Source organism: Allokutzneria sp. A3M-2-11 16 (genome assembly GCF_024213555.1).
Lineage (GTDB): Bacteria > Actinomycetota > Actinomycetes > Mycobacteriales > Pseudonocardiaceae > Allokutzneria.
Window position 1 is genome coordinate 323899 of record NZ_JANAVO010000001.1, and the last position, 18011, is coordinate 341909.

Genomic DNA, 18011 nt, shown 5'->3' on the forward strand with positions numbered 1-18011 from the left:
CTTAAATAAATGCATAACGGGTGACATTGATGAGGACTACTTCTACTACTCCCACCAGCACAGAAAATTCATGGACTGCACTCGCAGTTGGTGCAGCACGTGCAGCCTATGCTCGCCTCAGTAAGGACAAATCGAAGCGCAGCGTCAACGTCACGATCCAACTTCAAGAAATCAGCGGGTACGCCGAGGAGACCGGCGACGCTATCCCGCTGCACCTGTCGTATTCTGACAACGACATCGGTGCGTCAGTCTTTGAGACCAAGCCCCGGGATGGCTACCAAGACCTGCTTGACGCGATCCGGTCCAACTTGGTCAGCGAAATTATTGTCACCGAGGTACCTCGTCTTTGTCGCCAGATGACCGAAGCGCTGGAGCTGATCGCCCTCAGCAAGACGACAGCCCTTCGCTACGTTACAACCACCGACGGCATGGTCTATGACCTCCACACGCCTCGTGGCCGCAAGGCGTTTCGTGAAGCTGTCAGCGACGCTGAGTTTGAAACGGACCAAAGTTCGGCCCGTCAGCACAGGAAGAAGAACGCCAAAGCCATCGCTGGCGCCTTCCACGGCGGACAGCGCCCGTATGGATACGAGGGCGCTAAGTACGAGACGCTCACAACACCAGACGGCGAGAAAATTAACGGTCGACTTCTGAACCCCGGCCGCGTCGGTTGCGCCATCATCGAAGAAGAAGCCGCCGTTCGGCGAGAATGCACCAACCGAATCATCTGCGGCGAGCGCGAGGCAGACCTAGTGGACGATCTGAATCGACGAGCTATCCCGGCGTCCGGTGGCGGACGTTGGCGCAAGGGCAACCTGAGATACCTACTGATGCGGAGGCGTGATGTTGCCTTCGCTGAATTTCCAGGGCCAGGTACTCGTGTCTACAAAAACAAGGAGTACCGGGCGGTTTGGCCCGCCATTATCTCCAAGGAGGACTACGAACTGATGATGGCTGCTTTCAAACTTACCCAAAGCCCGTACCCTACGCGCACCAAGGGACGCACCTACCTTCTTAGCGGCATCTGCCGCTGTGGCCGGTGCGGCGGCGCTATGTACGGCAAAGGGCGCAAGTCAAAAGATGGCAGCTATCAGCGTCGCTACGGGTGCCGCCACAAGGACGCATACGGGGAGATCGTCGGTTGCGGCAAGACATTTCGCTATGCCGACCCGGTCGATCTGCTGGTTTGGGAAGCTGTCGTCTACCGCTTCGACACACCAGAAGTAGCGGCGGCATTGGCGCCAACCGACGATCAGGCTCGCCTGAAGGAACTCGTGGAACTCCAGACCAAGCAGAAGTTGCATCTCGAAGGCTTGGTAGCCGACTACGGCGCAGGGGTGCTCACACGCGACGAGCTGGTGATCGCGAAGACATCGGCTCAGGCTGCCCTTGCTTCCACTGAGTCTGAGCTCAGCAAGATTCAGTCCAACAGGGCTCGTATCATCCCTGCGGGGCAGACGCTGAAGACCGTGGCCGAAACGGCCAGCATCGAATGGAAGCGCAAAATCATTTCTCTGCTCGTCGACTATGTAGAGATTCTACCGGGACACCCGCGCGGGATGATGTGGGAAGGATTCCAGTTCAATCCAGAGCATGTCAGGATTGCTTGGAAAGTCTAACCAACCGGGCGAGTGTCGCGACAACCTTCTGGTCGTCAGCCTTCACAGGAACCCCGCTCGCAGTGGTCGACTTCTTCACCCAACGAGCCATAGTGAACTTCGATTTTAATACTACTACTTTTGTCGCCATAAGGTTAGATGCTCAATTAATCTCACTTCATTATTATACAAGCCCGCGGTTGCAATTTCTAGCCCTACTGAGCAGATCAGGAGAAGTGCCACACAAAGAATAGATAAAGCGCCATGCGTGCATCTGCATTGCCGATCAAAACAATGACGAATAAGAGGAGTGCTGCAGCCGTTGCTGCCAGCTGCCAGCTGAGCAACCACCTAGAGCCGAGCAGTCCAACTCTCGACAGCCGCGTAGGCTTCCCCTGCTCTTCTTCGCCGCTTACGCGCTTGTAGCAGAACGCTAGCGACTCGATCTCCCCACCCATGATGACCATGGTTTGCCAGCCAACCAGGGGAACAGACTCTTCTTTATCGCTTTCGCGCACGAACAGTGGTTCTTGAAGCTTCAACTCGCGCTTCGTGGGATCTAGATCAGTTGACGCACCCAGATAGCGACCGACAATCTCTCGACCACTCTTCAGGCGCACGCTCACTTGTACTTCATAACCCGAGGGGACGACCTCCTCGGTGAGCCGATGCCACGCGTCTACCTGCAAAATTGGCCGCGCCTGACGAGGCGTTCGCAGACCGCTAAATACTACAGCCAGCAGCGCCGACAAGACGAGCTGCACCAATATCGTCCAGCCACAAAGCAAGACGTTAGCGGCGATGTACTTCTCGCCACCTACGATCAGCTGAGCAACATCGATAAATGCAGAAGGCGCGACCGCTGCAACGAGCGACATCAGGAGCACGGTAAGCGCGGTAATGAGCGTGCCAGCCAACAAGACGCGACTGACCTGGAGAAAAGTACTCTCCTCACGCGGCAGAAGTGTTCTACCGCGGAGCAGCTCGTAACAGGTTCCGGGTGCGACGGCGAGAAAGAAGACGACGAGACCGATAGCACTCGCCGGGATGGTCAAGCCTACTCCTGCGGAGCTGCGTCGTTCTGAGGGCCAGTGGACGACGGGGTCACGAGTTGCGTGGGAAACTCGGCCACGGGCTTAATTTCGAAGCCCGAGACCATCGTGGTGCCCTTGTTCTCGGAGTGCTGGCCTGACTTGTCCAGGTGCACCATCTTGTTAGAGCTGGGCATAGCGCGGTCCCTGCGGGTCATGTGGCCTCCAACGGCCTTCGAAGTTGTCTCCAGCCTACGTCACAGCCACGCTCTACCCTCGCATTGACGGCGTGTCGAGAGCTCAGAAGCGACTCCAACTGGCTGTATGTGACCTTCCTGACCCCTGGGCGAGTTTTGTCACGGTGACGATACTCTCGGTGTCGGGCTTGGCCACCGCTTCCACGCGTTTCGGACGACGCGTGACACTACCCTTGAATGTCTGCACGACTTCGCGCAGTCCTGGGCCCCCGTTTCTCATCTGTGCGGAGCCAACGGCGACCGAAGTCATTCATCAATCAAGGTCCTGAAGTACGTCATTAGACTGTCGTACTCGGCCTTGTAGGCAGGAGCCGCCACGACTCGCGGTCGCAAAATCAGCCCGTAGTCGCGAACGTACTTCACGTCGCCCCCTTCTCGTGTATACATCATTTGCACAATGTTCTTCATGATAATTTTCGGCGTGTCGTTTGAAATACTCTTATCCTTCGAGTTCACCACCCAGCGGAAACCGCCCAGAACAATGTCAACTGCCGAGCTAATGTGGGACGCGCCATCGCACGTCGTGCCGTACATCAACACTCGGTCCAACGGCACGAGCTGCGCATTATCGGGAAACTTTAACCCTTCTTGAAATTTGCTCTTAAGTAACGTGTACGCATCGGAAGAGTCCGGAAGGCGGTCAGTAAGGACGATCCCCCGATCGTTCCTCTGGGCGAGAAACTTCTTGTCAAAGGCACACAGTACGCTGTTCAGCGCATAAGCGTTCTTGTTCTCCGCCTGCAAGATCGCGTGCAGAATCAGATAGGCAATAAAATGCACCCCCGAGGCATGGCAGGCCAAAATGACCTCGTTCTTGGCTAGCTTGGCGTCATCAATAGAAACATGCGCCGGCCGACAGTTCGTATCGAACTTGAGCTGATCATGCGGCCGGTAACCGTACTTGTCACGTATGCCAGAAATAGCGTCAGTGACCTCGATCATCTGCTTCGAGGAGAGGATCAGCCCGCCGTAGATGAAGAATTTGCTGGCACCGCTCTGCTCTAGATTTGTCTCATCTGTAACGAGGTAGTACATGGCGGCCTCTTTACTCAGGATCAGACGAACGTGCACGCAAACGTCTCGTCGCCCCGAACACGAGATGAGTTACCGGCGTGACGTTTTTTACGCCATCCTGCAACCCCGCCGAGACGTGCACAGGACCACGAGCCTTTCGCGACATCGTCATGCTCAGCACCTGCTAGCCTCAATGATCGGGCCGCGAGCGAAGGTTGGTCACCATGTTGGACACGCTTCGAATGTGGATCGGGGCACCCGGAGCAATCACAGCGTTGATCACGCTCGTGGGCTTTCTGCTCTTCAAGCCAATGAAGAAGTGCTACATTCGCCTTCGCGACCGGTACCGTCGCCGTCGAAGCAACTTGTTGAAGCTTGCTTGTGGTCTAACCTTTGACGGAGTCGAGGCACTCGTAGGCAAGCCAATCACCAAGCGCGCTCCTTCAAATGGAAGCCAACGGGTTACGTTCATCTACCGAACTCGCGAGGTGTACGTCGCTGCAACCGCGCCTTCAAAGGACGACTCGATCGATGCCTTTGCTATCACGGTTCGCCGACGCGGCTTTCGACTGCCCGTCACGAAGCTGCTCACAAAGCAAATGAAGCTAGCGCTTCCAAGAACCCGCTTCGCGGCGTTGCAGGATCACCCAGATAGTATTCGCTACATCGTTGGCGCCAGCCGATTTGGTTACTCCGAAGAGTACTACTTTGGGCGTCCAGGTCTGTATCAGCACTACATCGTTGCCTATAACGACGCTGGCATCGGCAAGGTCAAGGCGCCGCTCCAACTTGATAGCTTCGCCAGCGGGTTCCTCCGGCTAGAGGAGGACGAGCACCTTCCAGAAGAGCCCACTGGTAGCTGGCTCCGGACGTTTCGATCAGCAGTCAAACCGAACACGCTCGCAGTCGTCGGAGGCGCCGCACCGAGTCTAAGCATAATTATGAATCATCAGAGTGTTGGCGTTGACCAATCCGATGTAAGTTCGATTCCAGAGTAGTCGACGACGCGCCTGGTACACGCGCCAGTCTTCAGCCTCCATGAGCAGACGCAGACAACATTACCTATGCATCAGCCAGCTCTCTCGTGCAGCTCTTTCCACTATATGAAAATCAGACAAAAGGTGACTAAATAGAAGCAGTCGTGGAAAACTTTCCCGACGACAAGTGGAAAAGGAGAGAGCGATGGCAATCGTGAGCCGCAAGGTGTCGGACTTGTCCGACAGCGAAGGTAGTGACGCAGATTTCGCTCAGGTAGTCGTCCGTCAACATCCAAAGCTCGACCAGCCCAAGGCATTGGACGTACTCATCGAGGAGTTGGCTCAGTTCAAAGACATCGGTGATCTGGTCGTCCTCGAGATTCGGATGCCGGACATGACGAACCGCGAGGTCCACATGCGCCTTAGCGAGTTCAATAAGGTCGCTCCCAATATGGACGAGATCCTGGCGAAAGCGCGTGGCACCCGCGGACGCATCCCGGGTTCGCGAAACAGCTCGTAGAGCTTGCCAGGTATGCCCCTATCCACCCTCACCCCGTTCTGACTTGACGAGTCGGAACGGGGCTTCTTCTTTCTTGCTCTACCCACCCATGCGAGCGATAGGTTCGATCACTTTCCGCTGGCACCTACTCCTCGATCAGCCCGTTCCTATCGGTGTTGTGGGATGCGCAAAGTTCATTGAACTCGACATGTCAGCTCCCTCATAGTGAAGTTAGAGCAGGCGCAATTTCCGGTCGACAAATTGGAGATGAGGCGGCTGAAGCGTTGCGGGTTGCTCTACTCCAGGCAATTCAGTGCGACATCCAACGGCCAACGGCTTATAGCCGTCAGGTCAACTTAGTTGCGCCCATAGCTTCCTGGAAGAAAAACTGCAAAATGAAGGGGGGCACCATGACGTCGGACAGCAACACACGAACCGAAAGGAGCACGCACAAACTAGCCCACGGGTTGAGCTGGCATGAACTCTATTTTCCAGTGGAGCTGAGCCTTGCGGAGGTCACGCGAGTACTCCAGCCCTTAGCGCAGCGTCCAAAGCTCGGATGGCGTCAGCAAACCCCGATCGTCGTGTTCGAGCTACGGATCGAAGCGGGCGCGGTTCGATGGCTGCTCGGCTTCGACCAGCGTCTCGGGGACACCTTCCCAGGGCAACTACGTGCCCAACTTCCGGGCTTGGTGATCGTTCGACGCAGCCGGGCTGGTCGTACGCGTCCGCTCCTCGTTAGCAACGTCCGACCGATTGGGCTGGCCCAACCTCTGCGCGTCGAGATGGCTGCCGGTGTTACCGCTGGCCTCCTGGAAGTGATGAACGCGCTCGACAAGGACGAGTCGGCCGTCGTGCAGTGGGTCATCGGTCCCGGGCAGCAGCGCCACAGCCAGCCCACTGAGTTCAACCTCGCGCGGTCGCTTGGACTGGTTGCCCTTCGGCATGCGTCATCTGACCAACAGCGGGGCTGGCAACGACGAAGCAGCGAGCCGCTGTTCGCAGTACGAGCACGGATCGGTGCCCGTGCCGCATTGCCAGAAGTAGCAAGCGCTGTTGTGCGCATGTTGGGCAGCGCGCTGCAACTGGCGAATGCCAGCCACACCGGACTCAAGGTGTCCAAGCCGACCATGCGGGGCGCGCGCCGCATCAACGACGTGTTCAGCATCGGCATGCGCTGGGCGGGCATCCTCAACGCGGCCGAGCTGGCCGCGCTACTCGGGTGGCCAGTCGATGGAGCGACGTCACTCAGGCACGTCTATGGACGGCAACACCCCGCACCAAGTCGGTTGGTGCTACCCCCGAAATCGGTCGATCTCCTTTCATCGCAACGCATCCTGGGTGCAAGCGTGCACCCTGCTGACGGCGGCCGGTTGGTAGCGATGCCAACGCAGACGGCGCTTCACCATCTGCACGTCGTGGGGCCAACCGGATCGGGCAAGTCGACGCTGCTCGCCCAGCTGGTCCACGCGGATATGGCTGCCGGTCACAGCGTCCTTGTGATCGAGCCGCGGGGCGACCTGGTGGCCGATGTTCTCACTGGCGTCCCCGAAGACCGACGTGACGACGTCGTCCTCATTGAGCCTGGTGCCACCAATCAAGTGGTCGGCATCAACCCCCTCGCTGGCTCACCCGAGGACGCCGAACGCCGTGCCGATCAGCTGCTTCATCTGCTTCACGAGCTGTACGGCAGCAGCCTCGGTCCACGAAGCAGCGACGTCCTCCTTCACGCCCTGATCGCCCTTGCGCGCAGTCCTGATGGCACGTTCGCCGACCTGCCGGTGCTTCTCACCAACTCGACCTTCCGACGTCGCTTGCTCGCCAAGGTCGGCGATCCGTTGGTGCTGGCTCCGTTCTTTGCTTGGTACGACGGGCTTTCCGACGCCGAGCGTCACCAGGTGATCGCGCCGGTACTCAACAAGACCCGGGCTTTTTTGAGCCGGACGGCAATCCGACGGCTGCTCGGGCAAGCCTCGCCGCGGTTCCAGCTGGACGACCTGTTCACCGAGCGGCGCATCGTGCTCGTCAACCTGAATACCGGCGTCGTCGGCAGCGAGACGGCACGCTTCATCGGCGCCCTGCTGGTAACCCAGCTCTGGCAAGCCATGCAGCGGCGGGCAGAAGTGCCTGCGCCCCAACGCCATCCAGTCATGGCCGTGATCGACGAAGTACAGAACTACCTCAAACTGCCGGTTGATCTGGGCGACCTGTTCGCTCAAGCACGCGGCTTGCATGTTGGTCTTACTGTTGCACACCAACACCTTCACCAACTTCCGCCAAAGTTGCGGGCTGCCCTGCTTGCCAATGCCCGGTCGCGGGTCGTCTTCCATCCCAGCGCCGAGGACTGCGCTCACCTAGCGGCTGTGCTAGGTGGTGGACTGATCGCACAAGACCTCGAACGGCTCGGTGCCTTCGAGGCGTACGCGCGGTTGTTAGTCGAGCGCCAGTTGAGCGAACCGTTCATCGTGCGCACGCAGAGACTCCCGGAACCACTCAGTGATCCGGCAGAACTGCGCCGCACCAGCCAACAGCGATACGGCGTCGACGGTGCAGCACTCGATGACCTCCTGAAGCAGCGCTGGCACGGCGGTGACTCACCCAACGGCCCAATCGGGCAAGTTCCGAGGAGAGCAGCATGAGCGCTCTGCCTTGGCCTTCGCGTCGGCGTTCTCATCGCGTTGGCAGGGCAAGGAAATCCCCCCCTGTTACAGCGCTTTCAACGCCACCGAATATCTCATCGTTCAGAGGTTCACGATGAGAGGGCGGTTGCCTCATCAGGGGCGTATCCATCGGCTCCGGCGAAAACTGAGCGGCCGAGACCTGGATGTGCTGCGCTCGCTGCACAAGGTTCGTCTGCTGAGCCTTCGCCAACTGCAACGGCTGCACGTGGTCGACGGTGCGCTCGGCGCCCGCGTGCGTAGGGCTCAACAGCTACTCAAACGCCTGCACGGGCTTGATCTTGTTGTCCGGCTTTCACGGGTCATCGGCGGCGTTCGAGCTGGATCAGCTGGCTTCACCTACGGGCTTTCCGGCCTCGGGCAAGCGGTGCTTCAGGTAGACGGACCGCTTGGTCGGCGACGACGCCGCGTGTGGGAGACGAAGCCGTACTTCCAAGACCACATGCTGGCGGTAGCCGAGTTCTACGTTCAGCTGGTCGAGCACGAGCGGGAGGGTTGCGCCGATCTCCTCCAGTTCGACGGAGAGCCGGCCTGTTGGCGGCGCCACCACGGTCCTGGTGGCGAGATGAGCATCCTCAAGCCGGACGCGTACGTGCGGCTCGGCATCGGCGACATCGAGCGCAGCGCGTTCGTCGAGGTCGATCTTGCAACCGAGAGCCTGCCGACCATCCGGCGCAAGTGCCAGTGTTTCATCGCCTACTGGCGCTCGGGGATCGAGCAACGCCACCGCTCGGTCTTCCCGAAGGTCGTGTGGCTGGTGCCAGATGAACGGCGACAGGAGAACGTCGCCAGCGTCGTGTTGACGCTGCCGACGGGCAGCCAGGTTCTGTTCGACGTCGGCTTACTCAAGCTCGGGCCGAAAGTTCTGTCTGGCCAAGATTCAGGAGAAGCGACATGAGCAGGCCACAGAACCGCAGCCCGCCCGCACAATAAAGAGCTCACAGATACGCTATTTGATATAATCAAGGAGGAATATGGAAGTAAGTTCAATAACACAATCAAACTCGCAGGACGACCAGACGAAAGAGCCGTTGGTCCTCAGCGTGGCTGAAGCCTGCCTGGTCCTGCGGATCAGCAAGGCGTCGCTCTACCAGCTCATCAACTCGCGCCAGCTCGAGACGATCCGCATCGGAAGACGGCGGCTCATACCTGTTGCCGCAATAAAGCACCTTCTGGGCCAACTGGCACGCGAGGACATTGCCTAGATGGCGCGTCGCGGAGCAAACGGCGAGGGGACGATCTACCGTCGGAAGGATGGACGGTATGAGGGGGCGCTTTACGCCTTCACAACCAGCGGCACCAAGAAGCGTTTGCGCTTCTATGGGGCGACTCGAGCTGAAGTCCATAGCAGGCTCATCGCTGCCAAGGCGAAGCAGCAGCAAGGTATTGCTCATCCGGCCAAGGAGTGGACCCTCAGCGACTATTTAACCTACTGGCTCAGAGAGGTCGCGAAGCCGAACGTACGCCCGACGACGCTTGAGCGCTACTCCACAGCCATTCGGCTCTACCTGCAACCAGGGCTGGGTAGGTATCGGCTCACACGCTTGTCAGTGTCAACCGTGCAAGCCTTCCTCAACGGTCATCTCGAACAAGGCCACTCAACGCACAGCGCAAAAATGCTCCGAGCAATACTGAGCTCGGTTCTCACCTCAGCTCAGCGTGAAGAACTCATCACGCGCAACGTGACAAGCCTCGTCAAGCTCCCGACCTATGTGGCGGACGAAGTAATCCCCTGGACGACCGACGAACTGCACACGTTCCTGCAAGCTATACAATCACACCAACTCTCCGCAGCTTTCCTCCTTCCGGTGCTGTACGGACTGCGCCGCGGCGAAGTGCTCGGGCTCCGATGGAGCGATATCGACTTCGAGCGCGAAGTGATACGCATTCGGCAGCAGATCGTTCGCGTGGCTGGCGCTCCTCAACCTGGCCCTGTCAAAACGAAGTCCGGCCGACGCGACTTGCCTTTGCTTTCGCTCGCACGTGACGTCTTGCTGAAACACCGCGAGAAGCAGCGTGAACTCTTCCAGATGTGCCCTACCCCACCAACTCACGATCTCGTCTTCACCACCGCTAAAGCTCTCCCGATCGATCCTCGAAACTTCTTTCGCTCCTTCGTGCGCGTCTGTAAGGCACACAGAATCCGAGCCATTCGACTTCACGACACACGCCACACCACCGCCACCATGCTTGATGTCTTGGGAGTCTCAGCCCGCACGGTTCAAGCAATTCTGGGACACTCTCACATCTCGACCACTCAGCAGATCTACCAGCACAGCAACATGGATCTAAAGCGCGACGGCGTTGGTCGTCTTGAAGGTGTGCTTCGCGGCGCCTTCGCACCACACGAAGATAGCCAGGACAAGAGTCCTGGCTATCCACCGATCGTACGTGACGGCAACGGTTGCCGTCAGATTAGCCGTCAAACCGCAAAATTCGTTGTAGATACAACATCGATGATCTCTGGTACTTGGCTGGGATGGAGGGATTCGAACCCCCGAATGCATGGATCCATAGAGGCGTCCCTGCAAGCTCGCGTTACCTCTGTTAGAGAGGCTGCGCAGACACGTACAAGACAGCAAATTCTTGGTGTCGTTGCCGTCAAATTAGCCGTCAGATACAGCCTTCAAAACTGATTGCAGCGGCTCTCCTTTGCGTCATCCAGTTCGCATCGCGACTACAGCAGTGGCGACCGGTCTAAGCGGATCGCTGCCTGACAACCATGCGGTCAACGCTCATCACAGGGCGGCTCGATGGACGACCGAACCACGTTCTGCTGCGCGGCCAAGCGACCTAATGAGCTACTGCCGATCCTTCACGACGAGTCGGTTCAACCACTCCACCAACCCTGCGGCCTCCGGAACGTCCTCCAGCGACCGCGCCATCTGCGCAAAGAATTCGAGCCTCCTACCCTGAAGTCGTTGGTATATGTTTCCCCCTCGACCATACCGTTGCGGTATATGACTCCAAGGAACATCATTGGCAAACTTGTAACGAATACCATCGTAGGCACGTCGGGTGGCAGCCAGCTCGTCGGCAGATCGCGGGGACGTAGTCCCGTTCCTGTTCCCACGGTTCAACAGCAGTGGGATAAGCAGCTCCCACTCTGCGTCGGTGAGATCACTCGATGCAGGACTAATAAAGTAATGCCAGGCGTCGAGTAGTTCTGCTGAAGTGAGGTTATTGGTTAGGTCCCACGCAGTGGGGTCCGGCTGATACCACGGTGTTGTCGAGTCGCGTTCTGGATGGCTGACGTAGGCGACAAGTTCAGCGAGCTGGTCTTTGCTGGCGTGAACATGAAGCCACTCGGCGACATCTTCCCTTCCTCCCTGATCCCTCCCCTCCCAGCTGCCAACCTGCTTGACAAGCTCGTCGAGTGTCGGAACGGCCCGAAGGGCGGCTATGCGAAAGGCGTATGCAATCTCCCACGGTAAGCACCGTTTCACAATGGGGGCAGCTTGCTCTTCCCGAGATCCTTGCGGTATCGCAGGAGAGGAAACCATGCTCTCGAATGCGTCGCAAAATTGGGCGTACTGCTCGTCGGTGATCTCGCGCACAAGATACTGCATGACGGCTTGCGTAAGCTCCGGTGTCCACGGACGAACGTCAAGGCCGTCAGCCACAGCAGTGAGGTCATCCTCGTAGATGTTGCCAAAGCGAGGCTGAAGATAGTCGGCGAGGGGTTCGAGCGTCATGCCGCTTCCCCTTTGACAGGCTGCGCGCTGGCGATGATCTTCACGAGGAAACGAATGGGATTGACGTAATTTATATTCATGATCATATCTATTTTTGCTCAGAATGCGGATTAGTGCAAGCGGCTGCTATCCATTCCGGCAGGCAGCTGCCATCGACGAGTTGGGTTAGCGATGCATGACGAGACCACCTGATTCCATAGAGGCGCCTCTGCAAACTCGCGTTACCTCTGTTAGAGCAGCAGCTGCGCAGACACTTATATGGCAGCAAATTCTTGGCATCGTTGCCGTCAAGATAGCCGTCAATTCAGTAGCTGAAACTGTCCATGTACGCTAAGGTCATACAGTCACGGGGGGTAAATAAGGGAGCTAACCGGAGTTGAATCAACAAGAGGTAGTAAACGTTTCTGGACTGCCTAGAGAGTGGATTACTCTCACACGCGAGGCAGGCATCGCTGCTCAGCTAATTTGCACGGGGCTCACGGCCCTACGGAAGGCCAACTTCTCGCAGCCAGAGTTGTACAATCATGCGTTCTTTGGCCTGTCGATTGGCCTAGAGCGTCTCGCAAAACTTGTGATCCTGATCGACGATAAGATATCCCCTCCCTTCCAGTATCCAACTAACACCGAGTTTAAGCACAAGTATGGGCATGACTTGCAGAAGCTATTCGGCGAAGTAGAGGCACGGCGGGTCAAATATCAGAGCGAGCTGAAGTGGAGCTTGCCGGACCGCGATCTCGCGCTTACAGCCCTCGCAGTCCTCAGCGACTTCGCCAAAAGCACTAGATATTACAATCTTGATGTTTTGACTGGGGCGCCGAACATTGACAGCAAGCGCGACCCAGTAGAAGCCTGGTATACAACTGTTGCGACCGAGGTGCTGAAGCGCAAGTATTCTGGAAGGCAAAAACTGAAAGACGCAGCCGAAGCCGAGTTCCTTGAAAAGCTCATCGAAGGCAAGGCTCACGTGCTTTTCACAGCTGAAGATGGGACGCACATCGGTTCGATTCATGACTCGGCCATCCGGGCAAAGCAAGCAAAGATTATCCAACGTGAGAGCACTGTAATCAGCGCCTGCCTAGCCCGTCATATGAGCGAAGTGCTGTTCGTGCTTCATTACCAGCAATCCACGTCCAACAGTAGCATCCCTCCCCTGCACGAGTTCTTTAGTATTTTCTTCAATGATGAGCGGGACTTCAGAGCGTGGAAGATGTTCTCGATTGCGCGCTGAGAACGGGGGCCTTCGCGCACTGCGACCCAAGCCAGATGCCGTGCGGTTCAAGAGCAGCCGCGAACATCGGCGACGCAGTGGTCAGTCCGCAGAGGTAGTGGCTTGATCATAAGGAGGATCACGTCATCTCCGTCGAGACCACGTAGGCATGCACAAGTTGGAACATGCTTCGCTGTGGTTCCGCGGTCAGCCTCACTTGCGCTTCTGGCAGCTCACGTCTTCGTTTCAGGGCGAAACAGAGTGACGCCTTCTTCGAAATCATCAACAAGCGTCTTGTTCCACTCGGCGAAGTCGAGCTCTCCCTTGGAATCCCGATCGGTCCAATACTTGCCTTTAAGACGCTTCGCCGGACTACCGGAAACCGAGAGGACGGTTGAGCCGTGGTGCATTCGACTGCGATGCTCGAAACGAGCTTCGGGGCGGTTGATGTACAGGTAGACCAGTTCGCAAATTCCGTCCACTTCTGACAGCTCCGCCAGAGACGACGTCGAGCGCGACTCGTTGGTCAGCAGCGTGACCGAGATGCGAGTAATCCGCTGCCGCACGACAAGATAGACCGTCTTGGGAGGAACCCGCTCTCCTGTTTCAGGGTTTACCCAGAAAGACGTGAGGGTTCCACGCCAAGTACCTCGGAGAGATCGTGGTACCCCGGGGATTATTTGTGCAATCCTGGTGCGCCAAAGCCAAAGATCCCAAACTGTCAGCAGCACTGTTGCCGCGAGTACGGCAGCCGAGAAGAACTTGAGCCAGCCAAAGTCTGGCTTACCGCCTTGAAGCCATGTGCCGACGAAAAACACGAGAACGGCCACACCGATGACGACTCGTGTGAGCACGTTCCACTTCATGAGGCGTATCCCAGGTAGTTCCAAGCTGCCTTAGCGAAGTCGCGGCCGTCCGCCCGGCTCCACGCCTGCTCCCAGTGAAACAGGAACTTACACTCGTTCACTTCCAGCCACCTCTGAGCTTCGGTGGCGGGTTCGTCGCCCTGAAGTTCGTCCCACACGTATACGAGCAATCCACGAATGATTTCAGTCCAAGTCTCCGCCAGAAAAAGGCTGTTCGGGCAGTTGTAGGCCAAGCATTCTACAAAGAACGACGGCACCTCGCGATGCTCTCCGCTCTCGACCATCGCGTTCTCAACGCGCTTCAAGATGCGAACAGCCTTCTTGTAGAATCGTCTAGTGTCGTTGTTCTTTGCGTTACCGTTTTTGAGCTGTTGCTCCGGATAATTTTTCAGATTCGCGCCGCTCTTCTTGAACACCTTCGACCCGTCGCGATAGCTGCTGGCCGAGAAGTAGTAACGATAGTCGAAACACGGCACAACATCAGCATCGACCCGAGCCGTATTTGAGTTAATGCGAAATGCTGTCGATCCGGAGTAATCCACTTGCCCAGGAAACATTTTCTCCAAAGCGACGCCAAGCTCGGCACGAAGCTTATCTGGCGTCCAGATTCCAGTGTAGGGCGATATGAAACCCGAAGGCAGCACACAGCCAGCCGCTTCCTCGTAGTACCGAACATCAGTGCACTGAACGGCAATATCAACATCACTGTCTGCCTTGACGTTGGTGTTGTTGGCATATGAGCCCTTCGCATAAACCTTCAGGCCGCAGTCAGCAAACGCACCGTGGTTACGAACTGCCTCTCGAATCATGCGCTCGGTGCGATCTTGCTTATCTTGCTCAGTCTGGCTCGACCAGTCTGTCCACCCAGCTAGCTTCTCCTCCAACGTCATCGCCGTAGTGTCCTCCAACCCATGGCACTAAACGAGCAGCCACTCCGCATCTTTTCCGCATCATCGTTTAGCGCGTTGCAGCTCCTCTTCCAGCACCCACACGAACGCCACCCCTGCCCGCGGAAACACCCAACCGTCGAAGCCGACGTCCACCGTCTTCGCCGACGCGTCGGTGCTGGTGTGCTCGACACGTGCCTGCTCAGCGCTGGCGAAGTAGTCCAAGGTGTTCACCCGGCGAATCCCTGCTCCGGCGTAGCTGAGTCGGACGTGGACGCCCTTGGTCGGGCGGGGCAAGTCGAGGTAGAGCAAGTGCCCGTGACGTTGGACGAGCACGGTGTAGCTGTAGGCGACGGTCACCTCGGAGCCAACGACGTCACCGAGGTCGACGCTGTAAATCTGCCCACCGCGTCGTTGGGCACGACGGATCTTCTTCGGCTGGCCGTCGACGGTCAGGTGGGTGAGTTCAAAGGCGGCCGGCGAGTCCGCGGTGATCGTGGACGACGGGTCGACGTGCCAGACCGACGTGATCGCCGGATCACGAAGGAGCTCGCGGTACTCGGCCATGTCGGAGACGCACGCGAAGCGCAGCATGGGGTGGGCCACGGTGACCCGGTACTCCCAGCGGATGGTCGCGAGGAACATCGAGCCGCGGCCGGTTGCTGGTCCGTCGCCCCACGGGCTGAGCGTCACGTTCACATCGACGTCGTGCCAGCGTTCTGGCGCCTGGACGACTTGGTTGCGGATGTCGGCGTAGATGTCCGACGCCAGGTCGCCATCACCAAGGCGGAGTCCGAGGGCGTTGGCAGCGATCCGGTCGAGGGTGTCGTTTGAGGCGACATCCTTCAACGCCTTGGCGTTGAAGGCGAAGCTGTCGAGGACAGCGTCGCGGATGGCGGGCGCTTCCTCGTGCAGGACTTGGCGTAGCCGCTGGGTGGCTCGTTCGTCGCCGTCCTTGCGGTCGATGTACTCGAAGGCCACGGCGAGCAGACCGGTGGTGAGGAGCGCGGAGCCGAAGTCGAGGAACCAGCCGGGCGCGTCCACGCCAAGGTTTTCCTTGACCAGCAACAAGATCACGCCAAGAGAGGTCATCAGGATGGCGATGAGCTGGAGCTTGGTCTTATAGAGCCGGTCAAGGGTGCTACGCATGTTCAAGATCAATTGTAGCAAATATGCGTTTGGTGTTGAATAGCAAAAGAGAGCCCTGGGCGATATCAACGCCCAGGGCTCTCGCCTTGTTCATGGGTTACGGGGCTCAGGTGCCGCCGCCACCGCCGCTCAGGATCGTGCGCATGGTCACCCCCTTCGTGGGTTATCGGGGCCGTGTGCCGGTTGGCACGGGAGGACAATATCCTATTTTGGGATATTGGCAAGTGGCGGGGTCCGCTTTCCCTCGTGGACAAGAGCATCCACTCCGAAGAGCAGCAACGACTCTGTCTCTTGCTGCGGGAGTTGCGTGAAGCAGCCGGGCTGACCCAGGTCCAGGTGGCGGCGCGGCTCGGGGTGCCTCAGTCCTTCGTGAGCAAGTACGAGGCCGGAGACCGGCGGCTCGACGTGTTCGAGTTGCGCCAGGTCACTGAAGTCCTTGGCACGACAGTGATCGACGTGTTGAAGCGTCTCGATTTGGGCTAGGACACGTCCGCCGCGTGTCCGTACACCGACCGAGGTTTGCCGCCCAGCTATGGAGTTACCTCGGTCACGCGGGCGTTGTTCAGTCCGTGCTCGCGCAGCACGGCAAGTGCTCGTTCGGACGCCACGAGCATGAAGTCCTCGTCGACGCCCAGATCTTCCTGGTGTGCCTTGCCAGTGAAGCGCAGCCACTTCCAGCGGGGCAGCGGCTCCTCGATCAGCTCTTCGCCCTCGGGCGAGAGGCTGACCTCCAACTCGTCGAACTCGACCCCGGTGAGACCAGCGTCGGTGATCGCGGAGGCCAGCGCTTCGGTAACGATGAAGCAGGGGGTGCACTCCAGGATGGCGTCGCCGAGCCAGTCGGAAAAGCGGTACTCCAAGCGCGTCACCACCGCTGGCTCGACGCTGAAGTCGAGGACTGTGTTGTCGCCGAAGTCGCCCGCAACCTCGGGCTGGACGATGTAGTACCCCATGGCTGGACGCCTCACCTGATGTTCGGGTTGAACGACGTGCCGTACTGGTCGTCGATCATGGTAGCGAAGTCGAGGAGCTGCTGTTTTGTAGGACGAGTGCCGCTCTTGCGGAAGGGCTTGTAGAAGTCGTTCCAGGCAATGCGGATAGCGCTGAGGTGCACCCGGTTGTTGATGAGCCCCTTCGGAATACCCCGCAGGTTCTCCAAGGAGTGCACTTCCTCGGTCTGCACCACGCCAGGGAAAATCCTGAGCACCTGCTGCTCGACGGCGTGGTGCACGACCACCTTGCCTTCGGTGTCGGGGTGGGCGTCGAAGAAGGTCTTGCGGTAGTTGGTAGAGGTTGTCCAGCCGAAGCTGGCGGGCTTGCTCTTGGACGGGGACGCCTTGGTACTGCTGGGTTTCGTCGCGGCTGGCGGCGTTGTGGACGCCTCGCTCCTTGGCATACCGCACGAGCCGGAGGACGGCGTCGCCGAGGGAGCGGCCGCGGCGGCGGGAAGAGCGCCTCCACCTCCAGTCCCGCTGTGCTGCTGGATGTATCGCTCGGTTCCGCTGCGCGCCTGCTCGTAGAGGGCGGCAGCGGCTTCGAGCTCATCGGGCACACCGGTCAGCGGCTCGACGGCCTCCTGTAGTTCAGGGTGGTTGCTCTCGGCCGCGGCTGCGGTGAGAACGACAAGGACTTCCTCGCGCAGAAGCTCGGCGGACGTCTTCAGCTCATCCGGGCGGAGGTCCTGCAGTGCGGCGCGAAGCCGCTCGACCACCTCACCAACGTTCGCCACCCCGGTCACCTAAATGCCGGTGGCGTAGGCGGATATCAGGTCTCCGGCACAGGCGAGCCGTTCCCCAACTCCATCCAGCTGATCGACGGCCTGGTGGATGATCCCGACGACCTCGGCGGCGCCCGTGTCGCTGGTAGAGCGCCAGGCTTCGGCCAACTCGCCGGCCGCGGCGAGGGCGTCGGTCTTGTTCTGGAGGACTACCGCGGTGGGCAGCTGCTCGACGAGCTGAAGTAGTTGAGCTCGTAGTTCACCGACGCTTCCGTACACGCGGAGTCCCCCTGGTTCTCGGCCGCAGCTGCAAGACGATCTGTTGCAGCCGGGGACGCTACAGCCGGAGATCAGCGAAAACGGGGGCTTCTGGACTGGTTCACGCGCGCGGCCTAGTTGGCGCGAGGAGCCATCAGAGTGACGAATCAAGGCGCTC

At 58.7% G+C, this 18011-nt stretch carries 18 protein-coding genes; 9 read left to right on the plus strand and 9 right to left on the minus strand.

Annotated elements, in window-relative coordinates:
- Positions 1 to 29: 29 nt before the first annotated feature.
- Positions 30 to 1619, plus strand: a complete 1590-nt coding sequence (locus tag NLX83_RS01635; protein WP_254233077.1) for a recombinase family protein — start codon at positions 30 to 32, stop codon at positions 1617 to 1619.
- Between the two features lie 206 nt (positions 1620 to 1825).
- Here NLX83_RS01635 and NLX83_RS01640 read toward each other — a convergent pair whose 3' ends face one another.
- Both NLX83_RS01640 and NLX83_RS01645 read right to left on the minus strand, forming a co-directional pair.
- A complete protein-coding gene (locus NLX83_RS01640) occupies positions 1826 to 2653 on the minus strand; it encodes a DUF6338 family protein (RefSeq protein ID WP_254233078.1) in 828 nt (275 codons plus the stop codon).
- Between the two features lie 479 nt (positions 2654 to 3132).
- Positions 3133 to 3957: a hypothetical protein gene (locus NLX83_RS01645; protein WP_254233079.1), complete on the minus strand. Its 825-nt coding sequence runs from the start codon at positions 3955 to 3957 to the stop codon at positions 3133 to 3135.
- A gap of 167 nt (positions 3958 to 4124) precedes the next feature.
- Between NLX83_RS01645 and NLX83_RS01650 the strand changes: the two genes are divergently transcribed.
- The 6 genes from NLX83_RS01650 (at position 4125) to NLX83_RS01675 (ending at position 10690) form a co-directional block, all read left to right on the plus strand.
- Entirely contained in the window at positions 4125 to 4898 is a 774-nt protein-coding gene (locus tag NLX83_RS01650) for an ETEC_3214 domain-containing protein (RefSeq protein ID WP_254233080.1), read from the plus strand.
- A gap of 184 nt (positions 4899 to 5082) precedes the next feature.
- The gene (locus NLX83_RS01655) at positions 5083 to 5397 is read left to right on the plus strand and encodes a hypothetical protein (RefSeq protein WP_254233081.1); all 315 of its coding nucleotides are present in this window, start codon (positions 5083 to 5085) and stop codon (positions 5395 to 5397) included.
- A 389-nt stretch (positions 5398 to 5786) separates the two neighbouring features.
- Positions 5787 to 8015 (plus strand): type IV secretory system conjugative DNA transfer family protein, encoded by a 2229-nt coding sequence (locus NLX83_RS01660; protein ID WP_254233082.1) that lies wholly within the window; start codon positions 5787 to 5789, stop codon positions 8013 to 8015.
- 10 nt (positions 8016 to 8025) lie between these two features.
- Positions 8026 to 8952, plus strand: a complete 927-nt coding sequence (locus tag NLX83_RS01665; RefSeq protein ID WP_254233083.1) for a replication-relaxation family protein — start codon at positions 8026 to 8028, stop codon at positions 8950 to 8952.
- 145 nt (positions 8953 to 9097) lie between these two features.
- Positions 9098 to 9259: a helix-turn-helix domain-containing protein gene (locus NLX83_RS01670; protein WP_254233084.1), complete on the plus strand. Its 162-nt coding sequence runs from the start codon at positions 9098 to 9100 to the stop codon at positions 9257 to 9259.
- Positions 9260 to 10690 (plus strand): tyrosine-type recombinase/integrase, encoded by a 1431-nt coding sequence (locus tag NLX83_RS01675; protein ID WP_254233085.1) that lies wholly within the window; start codon positions 9260 to 9262, stop codon positions 10688 to 10690.
- Between the two features lie 165 nt (positions 10691 to 10855).
- On the opposite strand, the gene NLX83_RS01680 is transcribed toward NLX83_RS01675, so the two are convergent.
- A complete protein-coding gene (locus tag NLX83_RS01680; protein ID WP_254233086.1) occupies positions 10856 to 11749 on the minus strand; it encodes a transposase in 894 nt (297 codons plus the stop codon).
- Positions 11750 to 12125: 376 nt separating this feature from the next.
- On the opposite strand from NLX83_RS01680, the gene NLX83_RS01685 reads away from it, so the two are divergent.
- The gene (locus NLX83_RS01685; RefSeq protein ID WP_254233087.1) at positions 12126 to 12977 is read left to right on the plus strand and encodes a hypothetical protein; all 852 of its coding nucleotides are present in this window, start codon (positions 12126 to 12128) and stop codon (positions 12975 to 12977) included.
- A 212-nt stretch (positions 12978 to 13189) separates the two neighbouring features.
- Here NLX83_RS01685 and NLX83_RS01690 read toward each other — a convergent pair whose 3' ends face one another.
- Genes NLX83_RS01690 through NLX83_RS01700 form a run of 3 tightly spaced genes read right to left on the minus strand, consistent with a single transcriptional unit; the run spans position 13190 to position 15858 of the window.
- The gene (locus NLX83_RS01690) at positions 13190 to 13822 is read right to left on the minus strand and encodes a hypothetical protein (RefSeq protein WP_254233088.1); all 633 of its coding nucleotides are present in this window, start codon (positions 13820 to 13822) and stop codon (positions 13190 to 13192) included.
- Positions 13819 to 14712 (minus strand): nucleotidyltransferase domain-containing protein, encoded by an 894-nt coding sequence (locus NLX83_RS01695; RefSeq protein ID WP_254233089.1) that lies wholly within the window; start codon positions 14710 to 14712, stop codon positions 13819 to 13821. The genes NLX83_RS01690 and NLX83_RS01695 overlap by 4 nt, the downstream gene beginning before the upstream one ends.
- A 60-nt stretch (positions 14713 to 14772) precedes the next feature.
- On the minus strand, positions 14773 to 15858 hold the full coding sequence (locus NLX83_RS01700) for a hypothetical protein (protein WP_254233090.1): 1086 nt from the start codon (positions 15856 to 15858) through the stop codon (positions 14773 to 14775).
- A gap of 246 nt (positions 15859 to 16104) precedes the next feature.
- Here NLX83_RS01700 and NLX83_RS01705 point away from each other — a divergent pair, with 246 nt between their 5' ends.
- On the plus strand, positions 16105 to 16341 hold the full coding sequence (locus NLX83_RS01705) for a helix-turn-helix domain-containing protein (RefSeq protein WP_254233091.1): 237 nt from the start codon (positions 16105 to 16107) through the stop codon (positions 16339 to 16341).
- 47 nt (positions 16342 to 16388) lie between these two features.
- On the opposite strand, the gene NLX83_RS01710 is transcribed toward NLX83_RS01705, so the two are convergent.
- The 3 genes from NLX83_RS01710 to NLX83_RS01720 are packed head-to-tail and all read right to left on the minus strand — an operon-like array spanning position 16389 to position 17854.
- Positions 16389 to 16811 carry a hypothetical protein gene (locus NLX83_RS01710; protein ID WP_254233092.1) on the minus strand — a complete coding sequence of 141 codons (423 nt, stop codon included), beginning with the start codon at positions 16809 to 16811 and terminating at the stop codon, positions 16389 to 16391.
- 11 nt (positions 16812 to 16822) lie between these two features.
- Positions 16823 to 17587, minus strand: a complete 765-nt coding sequence (locus NLX83_RS01715) for a hypothetical protein (RefSeq protein ID WP_254233093.1) — start codon at positions 17585 to 17587, stop codon at positions 16823 to 16825.
- A gap of 9 nt (positions 17588 to 17596) precedes the next feature.
- Complete coding sequence (locus NLX83_RS01720; protein ID WP_254233094.1) at positions 17597 to 17854, minus strand: hypothetical protein; 258 nt, start codon at positions 17852 to 17854, stop codon at positions 17597 to 17599.
- Positions 17855 to 18011: the final 157 nt, after the last annotated feature.